This window comes from Salipiger sp. HF18, assembly GCF_011806505.1.
Lineage (GTDB): Bacteria > Pseudomonadota > Alphaproteobacteria > Rhodobacterales > Rhodobacteraceae > Salipiger > Salipiger thiooxidans.
The window spans coordinates 21813-31991 of sequence record NZ_JAATOS010000017.1; the positions used below are offsets into that span (position 1 = coordinate 21813).

Below are 10179 nucleotides of genomic sequence, written 5' to 3' on the forward strand. Positions count from 1 at the left end.
GGAGCGACCATGATCCGCTTTCTGTCCATCAGACTGCTGCGCGCCGTGGTCACCGTGCTTGCGGTGATGACCTTCGCCTTCGTTGTGCTGCGCATGTCCGGAGACCCGGCGCAGGTGCTGCTCGGGCCCGACGTGCCGCAGAACGTCATCGACGATTTCCGCGCCGCGTGGGGGCTCGACCGGCCGCTGGCGCAACAGTACCTCTCGTATCTCGGCCAGATCGTCTCGGGCGATTTCGGCATCTCGATGCGCGACCGCTCGCCCGCCTTCGAGCTGGTGATGGAGCGCCTGCCCGCCACCCTGCAACTGACCGTGCCGGCGCTGCTGCTGCAGCTCTGCATCGGCATCCCCGCGGGGATCTACGCGGCGCTCCACCGCGACAGCCTGATTGACCGCGGGGTGATCCTGCTGGCCGTCGCGGGCTTCACCATCCCGTCCTTCGTGCTGGGCCTCGTGCTGGTGCTGATCTTCGCCGTCACCTTCTCGATGCTGCCCTCGGGCGGCTTCGGTAGCGTCTGGCACGGCATCCTGCCCACCATCACCATCTCGATCGGCGGCATCGGCATCCTCGCCCGCTTCTCGCGCTCGGCGATGATCGAGGTCATGGGCCAGCCCTACATCCGCACCGCCTCGGCCAAGGGCGTGAGCTGGCGCCACGTGATCTCGCGCCACGCGCTGCCCAACGCCGCGGTGCCCATCGTCACCATCGTGGGCTTCATGGTGGGCTCTCTGGTGGCGGGCGCGGTGGTCACCGAGACCATCTTCAGCTGGCCCGGCATCGGGCGCCTGCTCATCGTGTCGGTGAGCAACCGCGACCTTGCCGTGGTGCAGTGCATCCTGCTGATGATCGCCGCCGTCATGGTGGTGTCCAACCTGATCGTCGACCTGCTCTACGGCTGGCTCGACCCGCGCCTGCGCACGCAGGCCGCCCACTGACCGGAGGCCCCGATGACCCTCGCCCTCGACGAGACCCGCCCCCGCCGCCCTGTCCTGTCGCGCCTCGCGGCGATCCCCGCCACCGTGGGCTTCGGCTTTCTCTGGCTCGGGTTCATGGCGGTCTGCGCGCTCTTTGCCGACCTGATCCGGCCCTATGACATCACCCAGATGGACCTGATGGCACGCCTCGCACCCCCCGGCAGCCCTGGACACTGGCTGGGCACCGACGAGCTTGGCCGCGACGTGCTCTCGCGGCTGATCCAGTCGATCCGCGTGTCGCTGGTGATCGCCTTCGGCGCCACCATCCTCTCGGCGCTCTTCGGCACCACGCTGGGCTTTCTCGCCGCGCAGTTCCGCGGCTGGGTCGAGCATCTGGTGGTGATGCTCGCCGATTTCCAGGCGGCGCTTCCCTTCCTGATCATGTCGCTGGCGGTGCTGGCCTTCTTCGGCTCGTCCATGTGGCTGCTGGTCTGCCTCATGGGCTTCTACGGCTGGGAACGCTACGCCCGCATCGCCCGCGGCCTCGCCATCTCGGCCGGCGCGCAGGGCTACGCCGCGGCGGTGGTGCAGCTCGGCGCCACGCCGTCGCGGGTCTACCTGCGACACATCCTGCCCAACGTCGCCTCGACCCTCATCGTGTCGATGACCCTCACCTTCCCCGAGATCATCCTGATGGAATCCGGCCTTTCGTTCCTTGGCCTCGGCGTGCAGCCGCCCGAAAGCAGCCTCGGCAACATGGTGGGCTTCGGACGCGAATATCTCACCACCGCCCCCTGGGTCATGCTTGCACCCGCGGTGGTCATCATGCTCACCACCCTCTCGATCAGCCTCGTCGGCGACTGGCTGCGCGACAGGCTCGACCCCACGATCCGCTGAAAGGACCCCACCCCATGACCAAGATCACCGGCCATCGCGGCGCCCGCAACCTCTGGGCCGAGAACTCGCTCACCGGCTTTGCCGAGGTGGTGAAGCTGGGCGTCGACGCGGTGGAGTTCGACGTTCACCTGACCGACGCGGGCGAGCTCGTGGTGATCCACGACGCCACGCTCGAGCGCACCACCCACGGCACCGGCGAGGTCCGCGCCCTGTCGCCCGAGGCCCGGGCCGCGACCCGGCTGAAGGACAGCACCGACGCGATCCCGACGCTCGACGAGGTGCTGGCGGTGCTGGCCCCCGCGGATGGCATCGACCTGCATGTCGAAATCAAGCTCGACGCGCAACGCAGCCCCTACCCCGGCATCGCCGAGGCCGTGTCCGACCGGCTGCGCGCCCACGGGCTCGAGCAGCGCGCCTTCCTCACCTCCTTCGACCTCGGTATCCTCAGCGACTGCCGCCTGCACGCGCCGCAGGTGCGCCGTCTGGTTTCCGCCGATGCGGACTGGGTCGGCCGGCAGGGCGGGCTCGAAGGCTTCGCCGCCGCCGTGTCCGACCTGGCCGAGATCGTGGCGCTGCGCCACGATTTCCTCGCCGCCAACTGGGACGAGGTCTGCCGGCTCTGGCCGCGCGAGCGGCTCTGCGCCTGGACGGTGAATGACGCCGAAACGATGCGGGCCTGGCTCGACCGCGGCGTCGGCCACCTCACCACCGACGCGCCCGACGTGGCGCTGGCCCTGCGCAAGGGGGTGCCCGCGTGAACGTGCTGACGCTTCCCGAAGCAGGGACCGCCGCGCCACTGCCCAGGGGGCTGGTGATCTTCGACTGCGACGGCGTGCTGATCGACAGCGAGCTCATCGCCTCGCGCCTGATGGCCGAGGCGCTGCGCGCCGCCGGGGCCGAGATCACCGCCCACGACGCGCATGTGCGCTTCACCGGCGGCTCGCGTGGCGAGATGCTGCGGATCTGCCGCGAGGACTACGGGCTCCACGATCCCGAACCCGCACTCGCGGGCTGGGAGGACCGGCTCTTCGCCGCCTTCCGCGCCGAGCTGAAGGCGGTGCCGGGGATCGAGGCGCTGGTCGCCGGGCTCGACCGTCCCGCCTGCGTCGCCTCGAACAGCCGCATCGCGCGGCTCGAGAACTCGCTGGGGCTGCTGCCGCTGCACGCGATGTTCGGCGGCCATGTCTATTCCGCCGAGATGGTCGCCCGCCCGAAGCCCGCGCCGGATCTGGTCGAGCACTGCCTCTCCCGCATGGGCGTGCCGGCGCAGGAGGCGGTGATGATCGACGACAGCCCGCACGGCATCGAGGCCGCCCGCGCCGCCGGGGTCGCCGCCATCGGCTTCGTCACCCCCGGCGACCCGCGCGACGGCCGCGCCGAGCTGCTCCTTGCTGCCGGGGCCGTCGCGGTGGTCCAAGGCGCCCCGGCCCTCGCGGCACTGCTCGAGGCCTGAAGGCCGGGCGGGCGGGCCGTGAAAATGCGGCCCTGCGCGATGCCAGCCCGGTTCCCCGCGCGGCATCGCGCGGGGCATGGTGGTGCTGGCCTTCCCCCCCGCCCCCGCCTCGATGGGACCGTGGGGTGGCAACATCCCCGTCGTCGACCCCTCCCGCCATCCCGGCGAGCGCCGCCTCGACCGCATTTGGGTGCTGGTCGGCGCCATCGCCGCGCTGTCGGACAAGGGCGTGCGCATCCCCCGCGAGCGGCGCTTCGGCAATCGCAACCGGAGCGCGGCAAAGGGAATTTCCATTCCCGCCAGGCTGGTGGCAGAGTTGCGGGAGATCACAAACCTGCCCGAGGACTTCTGACCATGCCCGAGATCGTCATCATAGGAACCGGCATCTCCGGTGCCGCCGCCGCCTGCCGCCTTGCCCGCGCCGGCCACGACGTGCTGCTGCTCGACCGCTACGCCCCGGCCGCGATGGCCTCGGGCTGGACGCTCGCGGGGGTGCGCTGCTCGGGCCGCCACCCGGCCGAGCTGCCGCTGGCGCAGGCCGCGGTGACCGAGTGGCAGACCCTGCACGAGGATCTCGGTGCCGACCTCTTCTACCGCCGCGAGGGCAACCTGCGGCTCGCCCGCACGCCCGACGAGGTGGCGGTGATCCGCGACATGGTCGCCGACCAGACCGCCGCCGGGCTCGAGCTCAGCTTCATCGAGGGCAAGGACGTGCAGGAGATCGCGCCCGCCGTCTCGCCCTCGGTGCTGGCCGCCAGCTGGTGCCCGGGCGACGGCCATGCCGACCCGCACGCCTCGGTCGCGGCCTTCATTGAGGCCGCCGCCCGCGCCGGAGCGCAGACCAGCTGGGGCGAGGAGGTGACAAGCCTCGACGTCGAGCACGGCAGGATCACCGGCGTGACCACCACCGCCCGCAGCATTCCCTGCGAGCGGGTCATCCTTGCGGCAGGCGTCTTCGCCGACAAGCTGCTCGCCCCCCTCGGCCTGTCGCTGCCCTACCTGCTGCGCGTGGTCACCGTGGTGCGCTCCGAGCCGCTGCCCGAGCGCATCCTCGCGCCGGTCATCGGCGTCGCCAACGCCGATTGCGCCGGGCGGCAGGAGATCGGAGGCCAGTGGCGCGCCAGCACCGGCGTGGGCCCGTGGGACGGCAATTACGACGACAGCACCGGCAAGCCCGAGATCCGCCCGACGCTCGCCTCGGTACGCGACGTGATCGACCGCTTCGGCACGGTGATCCCCGCCTTCAGCTCGGCCCGCATCCAGTCCGTATGGACCGGGATCATCGACACCACCCCCGACGCCCTGCCGGTGCTCGACACGCCGCAGGCGGTCGAGGGCCTCGTGGTGGGCGCGGGCTTCTCGGGCCACGGCTTCTGCCTCGGCCCCGTCACCGGCCGCATCCTCGCGGCCCTCGCCACGGGCGACCCCGTGGACCACGACCTCGCGCCCTTCCGTCTCGCCCGCTTCGAGGGCTGGAACGGCCGGGCCGAGGCGCTGACCCTGCACGGCTGACGCCGGACGGGACCTCTTGACCGAACGGTGACCCACGTTCGACGCGCACGAAACCGGGCGGCCACAGGCCGGCCCGGACAAAGGACCCATGCGCAATGGCCTGACGAACTGGCGTGACGTCCGGCGGCACCTTCACCGATGTCTGCCTGTTCAAGGACACGCGCCGAGAGCTGGCGCTCTGGAAAGTCTCCGCGACCTCGGACGCCCCCCCTGCCCCGTCAACCTTGCGCGATCACTCCAGCGTTTCGAGGAACCACGGCGCGATCGCCGCTGCGTCGATCTCGACGCCCAGCCCCGGCGCGTCGCTCGGGCGCAGGTGGCCGTCCCTGACCCTTGCCTCGGCCGGGTCGGCCACGAAGGCGTTCCAGCCGTCGTGGTGGCGAAAATAGGGGTAAAGCTCCATGATCGCGAAATTGGGCAGGGTCGCCCCCACCTGCAGCGCCGCCTCGGTGCTCAGCGGCGTGGCGCAGACATGCGGCGCGCAGAGCATCCCGAAGGCCTCGGCCATGGCGGCGATCTTCTTGGTCTCTAGCAGACCTCCGGTGTTGCCCGGATCGGGCTGCACGATGCTCACCGCGCGCGCCTCGAAGAGCGGCCGGAAGCCCTCGCGCGTGTAGTGACGCTCGCCCCCGGCGACCGGCATCGGCACGGCGCGCGCGACCTCGGCGAGCCCTGCGGTGTCGGCGGGGTCCACGGGTTCCTCGACGAAATAGATGTCGAACTCGGCGAAGCGCTCGCAGAGCCGGATCGCCTCGGGGGCGATGACCCCGCCCGACAGATCCAGCATCAGGTCCACGTCCGGCCCCACCGCCTTGCGCACCGCCCGCACCCGCGCCACCGCGAGATCCGCCGCCTCGCGGGTGATCTGCCGGTGGCTGACGTGGCGCATGTTGCGCCCCACCATCTGACCCAGCGGGTAGAATTTCAGCGCGGTGTAGCCGTCCTTGAGCGGGCGCTCGGTGGCGCGGGCGAAGTCGTCGGGCTCCTGCGAGGCCTCGTACCAGCCGTTGGCGTAGCAGCGCATCTCGTCGCGCACCGGCCCGCCCATCAGCCGCGAAACAGGCACGCCCAGCTCCTTGCCGAGCAGGTCCCACATCGCCATCTCCAGCGCGCTGGCGGCGGCATGCACGATGGTGCCGCCGTTCTTGCCCCAGAAGGTGTGATCGTGGCAGTCGGCGAGGAAGGCCTCGATGGCCCCCGCCTCGCGCCCCAGCAGCAGCGGCGCGAGATCGCGGATCAGGCCGGCGGCGGCCGGGGCGCCACGGCCATAGGCCACCCCCGCCTCGCCCCAGCCCTCGAGGCCCGCGTCGGTGCGCAGCCGCAAGAGGATCGGCTGCAGCTTGCCGGACTGGCCGCGGTAGATGTCGATGGCGGTGATCTTCATGGGTCTCTCTCCGGTCTGTCGTGTCAGGCTCAGAAGCGGCTGGCGCGGAACGGCCGCAACTCGGGCGGCGGCTCGCGCCCCGCCAGCAGGTCGGCGGCGAGCGAGGCCGTGCGCGGGGCGCCGCTCAGGCCCCAGTGGCTGTGGCCGAAGGCCAGCACCGCGTTGGCGGCGCGCGGGGCGCGGTCGATGACCGGCAGGCTGTCGGGCAGCGACGGGCGGTTGCCCATCCAGCGGCTGCTCACCGGCCCCAGCGCGCCCTCACGGAACATCTGCCGCGCGCCCCGTGCCAGCGCCTCGGCGCGGCGCCAGTTGGGGGCGGTGCCGGGGCTGTCGAGCTCGACCGTGCCGGTGACCTGCAGCCCCATCTCCATGCCGGTGGCACCAAAGCCCCGGGTGCCGTTCATGATCTTGTGGTTCAGCCGCACGTCGCTTTCGCCGAAGACCACGTGGTATCCGCGCTCGGCCACCAGCGGCAGCCGCGCGCCGAGCTCGGCCGCAAGCCCCCCCGAGCCGATGCCCGCACAGAGCGCCACGCCCCCCGCCGCCACCTGCCCGTCGCCGGTGTGCAGGGCGACAACGCGGCCGTCGCGCAGCTCGAAGCCCAGCACCTCGCTGCGCAGGAAGCGCCCGCCGCCGCGCTGGAAGATCCCGAAGAGCGTGTCCACCAGCCGCTTCGGATTCACCGTATGGCCGTTGCCGGGCAGCTTCAGCCCGCGCCGGAAGATGCCCGCGAGGTCGGGCTCGATCTCGCGGATCCGCCCCGCGTCCAGGTCCTCGGACGGAACCCCGAGCGCCTCGCGGATGGCGGCGGCGGCAAGCTCTCCCCTGCCCTGCTGGTCGCCTTCATAGAGGTAGAGGTAGCCGTCCTCGCGCAAGAGCCCCGCCGCCAGCTCGGGGCCGAGGGCGGCGCGGTAGGCGTCGAGACAGCCCGCGTGCAGGAACCGCATGCCCCGCGCCGAGGCGGTGGCCGCCGCCGCGCGGCTGCCGAGGATCCAGCGCAGGATCCACGGCACCGAGCGCAGCGCCCAGGACGGGCTCACCGTCACCGGGCCATCGGGGTCGGGGTACCACCTGGGGATCTTGCGCAGGATGCCGGGCATGGCGAAGGGGGTGCAGGTGTTGGGGCCGATGGCCCCGCCGTTGCCGTAGGAGCAGCCCGCCGCCGGGCCCTCGCGGTCGACCAACAGCACCGGCTCCCCGCGCCGTTGCAGCTCGAGCGCGGTCATCACGCCGACGATCCCCGCCCCGATCACGATCATCGGGGCCGCGGCGGACGGTGTCGTTTCGGTCATCTTGCGGGACTTTCCGGATAGGTCGCGCCCGGCTCGTGGCCACGGCGCCGGTCGAGAGACGCGCCGCTCCGGGCGCGCCCCCCTCGGGATCCTCGGATCCTTACTCGGTGAAGTGGGTGGCCTCGGTCACCACCGGGCCCAGCGACATCGCGCCCTTGAGCTCGTAGCCCCAGTCGAGCGCCGCCTTGCGGACCCAGACCTGCGCGACCTCGGCCATCGGCACGGCGCAGACCTCCTTGACGATCAGCTCCTGCGCTTCCTTCCAGAGTGCCAGCTGTTTGACCGGATCGGTCTCGACCCGCGCCGCCTCGATCTGATCGTCGGCGACCGAGCAATGGCTGAAGTTGGTCACCTGCCCGGGCGCACCGATGGCGCTGTCGGAGTGGAAGAACTGCGTCAGGTAGACGTCCGCCACCGGGAAGCGCGCGGCGCCGTACTGCACCAGCGGGCTCAGGTCCTGGCGGATCATCTGGTGCCAGGTCGCGTGCTCCACCGGCTCAAGCTCGAGCGTGATGCCGGCCTCCTCGAACAGCGACTGCAGCAGCAGCGCGTTGCTCTCGAGGCTGTTGAGCTGGCTCGCCAGCATCTTCACGGTCAGCCCGTCGCCGTAGCCCGCCTCTTCCAGCAGCGCCTTGCTGGCCTCGGGGTCGTACTCGTACATCCCCACGTCCTCGCTGAACCCGAGGTTGTTAGACGGGATCACCGACTTGCCGGGGCGGGTGAACTCGGGGCCGCGGTACTGCACGAAGATGTCGGGGTTGACCGCATGGGCCACCGCCTGCCGCACCTTGATGTCGTCGAAGGGCGCCTGCGTCACGTTGATGTTGAGCAGCGAAAGCTCGGCCGGGTCGAAGATGTCGACCGCCGCGCCCTCGATGGCGCTGGAGCGCGCCAGCCACTGCTTGTCGGCAAGGCCCTTCGAGGCGTCGATCTCGCCCGAGACGAAGGCAAGGTCGCGGGCCGAGGACGAGGTCAGGAAGCGGTAGACCACGGACTCGAGCTGCGGCGCACCACGGAAGTAGTCGGCATGGCCCTTGAAGGTGGCACTGACCCCGGGCTCGACGCTGTCCAGCTCGAACGGGCCGAAGCCGATCGGGTTGCGGGCAAAGCTCTCGCCGCGCTCCTCATAGGCCGCCTTCGAGACGATGAAGCCGCCGGCGTAGTTGGCGAAGATGCCGAGCACGCTCGGGATCTGGTTCTTGAGCGTGACCTTGACGGTGTAGGGATCGACCGCCTCGACCGAGTCCACGGCGGCGTAGTCGCCCGAAAAGGCCGAGGTGTCGGGGTTCATCGCCTTCTCGATGCTGAACACGACGTCATCGGCGGTCACCTCGCCGTAGCCGCCCTGCCACTGCACACCCTGCCGCAGGTGGAAGGTCCACTCGAGCTTGTCGTCGGTCGACTCCCAGCTCTCGGCAAGGTCCGGCTCGATGCCTGCGGGGTCGGTGCTGCCCGGCTGGAAGCGCACGAGCCCGCCGAAGACCCACGCGGCCAGCGTCCGGTCCGAGGTCGAACTGGCGAAATGCGGGTCGAGGCTGCCGATGTCGGCGGCGTCGGCGCCCAGCGTCAGTGTGGTCTGCTGTGCCAGCGCCGGCACCGCGGTGAGCGCGGTCGCCGCCAGAAGCCCGGCGGCAAGGCCGGTGCGCATCAGTTTCGTGATCATGGTCAATCCTCTCTGTTGAAGGGTCGCGCGCCCCGGCTGTCCCGGGAACTGGCTGGTTGTTATGCTCTTGTGTCTCTGCCTTTGCGCTCCAGGGTCCGTCAGGCCTCGCAGCGCACGAAGTGGTCGCTCCCCAGCCGGCCCCATTGCGCGGGCGGCGACTGGAAGCCCACCGGCTTGATCGGGCTCGTGGGCTTGTCCTCGGTCAGGATCGGCCTGCGCGAGCCGCGCTGGTCCGGGTGGGTGATCGGGATCGCCGACAGCAGCCGCCGGGTGTAGGGGTGGCCGGGCTGGCGGATGACCTCGGGGGTGGGACCGATCTCGACGATCTCGCCGAAATACATCACCGCCACACGGTCGCAGATCCGCTCGACCGCCGACATGTCGTGGCTGACGAACAGGTAGGACACGCCCAGCTCTTCCTGCAGCCCGATCATCAGGTCGATGATCTGCCCCTTGATCGACACGTCGAGCGCCGACACCGCCTCGTCGGCGATGATGAGCTCGGGCTCCATGGCCAGCGCCCGGGCGATGCAGATGCGCTGGCGCTGCCCGCCCGAGAACTCGTGCGGCAGGCTGCCGGCGCGGGCGGGGTCGAGCCCCACCTTCTCCATCAGCCACGCCATGCGCTCCTGCGCCTCGGCGCCCTTCGCGAGGCCATGCACCAGCATCGGCTCGAGGATCGCGGAGCCCACCGACTGGCGCGCGTCGAGCGAGCCGTAGGGGTCCTGGAAAATCATCTGCACCTTGCGCCGCATCGCCGCCAGGCTGGCCTTGTCGCGATAGTCGATCCGCTGGCCCGCGACCCGGATTTCGCCGCCCTGCCGGGGCGCGAGGTCGATGATCGCCTTGCCGATGGTCGACTTGCCCGACCCGGACTCACCCACGAGCCCCAGCGTCTCGCCCCGCGCGATGCTGAGCGACACGTTCTCGACCGCGTGGACATTGCCCTGCACCCGGCCGAGGAGCCCGCCGTGCACCGGGAAGCGCACCTTCAGGTCGCGCACCTCGAGCACCGGGGCCCCTGCCCCGCCGGCCTCGGCCGCCGCGGGCAGCGCGCCGCCGG

10 protein-coding genes are annotated in these 10179 nt (G+C 71.1%); 6 read left to right on the forward strand and 4 right to left on the reverse strand.

Translation table 11 applies throughout. The annotated features are described in order from the left end of the window. Window positions 1-9 precede the first annotated feature (9 nt). The 6 genes from HC022_RS03965 to HC022_RS03990 all read left to right on the forward strand — a co-directional run bounded on the left by HC022_RS03965 (window position 10) and on the right by HC022_RS03990 (window position 4777). On the forward strand, window positions 10-936 hold the full coding sequence (locus HC022_RS03965) for an ABC transporter permease (protein ID WP_008887571.1): 927 nt from the start codon (window positions 10-12) through the stop codon (window positions 934-936). A gap of 12 nt (window positions 937-948) precedes the next feature. Beyond that, window positions 949-1812, forward strand: coding sequence for an ABC transporter permease (locus HC022_RS03970; protein WP_008887750.1), 864 nt, complete (start codon window positions 949-951; stop codon window positions 1810-1812). A 14-nt stretch (window positions 1813-1826) separates the two neighbouring features. Then, window positions 1827-2570 carry a glycerophosphodiester phosphodiesterase family protein gene (locus HC022_RS03975; protein ID WP_167451422.1) on the forward strand — a complete coding sequence of 248 codons (744 nt, stop codon included), beginning with the start codon at window positions 1827-1829 and terminating at the stop codon, window positions 2568-2570. After that, window positions 2567-3265 (forward strand): HAD-IA family hydrolase, encoded by a 699-nt coding sequence (locus HC022_RS03980; RefSeq protein WP_167451423.1) that lies wholly within the window; start codon window positions 2567-2569, stop codon window positions 3263-3265. The genes HC022_RS03975 and HC022_RS03980 overlap by 4 nt, the downstream gene beginning before the upstream one ends. 76 nt (window positions 3266-3341) lie before the next feature. After that, window positions 3342-3617 carry a hypothetical protein gene (locus HC022_RS03985; RefSeq protein ID WP_167451424.1) on the forward strand — a complete coding sequence of 92 codons (276 nt, stop codon included), beginning with the start codon at window positions 3342-3344 and terminating at the stop codon, window positions 3615-3617. A 2-nt stretch (window positions 3618-3619) separates the two neighbouring features. Beyond that, window positions 3620-4777 carry an FAD-binding oxidoreductase gene (locus tag HC022_RS03990; protein WP_167451425.1) on the forward strand — a complete coding sequence of 386 codons (1158 nt, stop codon included), beginning with the start codon at window positions 3620-3622 and terminating at the stop codon, window positions 4775-4777. A gap of 232 nt (window positions 4778-5009) precedes the next feature. Here the strand turns inward: HC022_RS03990 and HC022_RS04000 are convergent, their stop codons facing one another. From HC022_RS04000 to HC022_RS04015, 4 genes are all read right to left on the reverse strand, one after another. Next, the gene (locus HC022_RS04000) at window positions 5010-6161 is read right to left on the reverse strand and encodes a mandelate racemase/muconate lactonizing enzyme family protein (RefSeq protein WP_167451426.1); all 1152 of its coding nucleotides are present in this window, start codon (window positions 6159-6161) and stop codon (window positions 5010-5012) included. A gap of 29 nt (window positions 6162-6190) precedes the next feature. After that, entirely contained in the window at window positions 6191-7453 is a 1263-nt protein-coding gene (locus tag HC022_RS04005) for an FAD-binding oxidoreductase (RefSeq protein ID WP_167451427.1), read from the reverse strand. A 100-nt stretch (window positions 7454-7553) separates the two neighbouring features. After that, window positions 7554-9116, reverse strand: a complete 1563-nt coding sequence (locus HC022_RS04010) for an ABC transporter substrate-binding protein (RefSeq protein WP_008887603.1) — start codon at window positions 9114-9116, stop codon at window positions 7554-7556. Between the two features lie 98 nt (window positions 9117-9214). Continuing rightward, on the reverse strand, window positions 9215-10179 hold a 965-nt coding region (locus HC022_RS04015; RefSeq protein ID WP_254884922.1), incomplete at its 5' end, for an ATP-binding cassette domain-containing protein.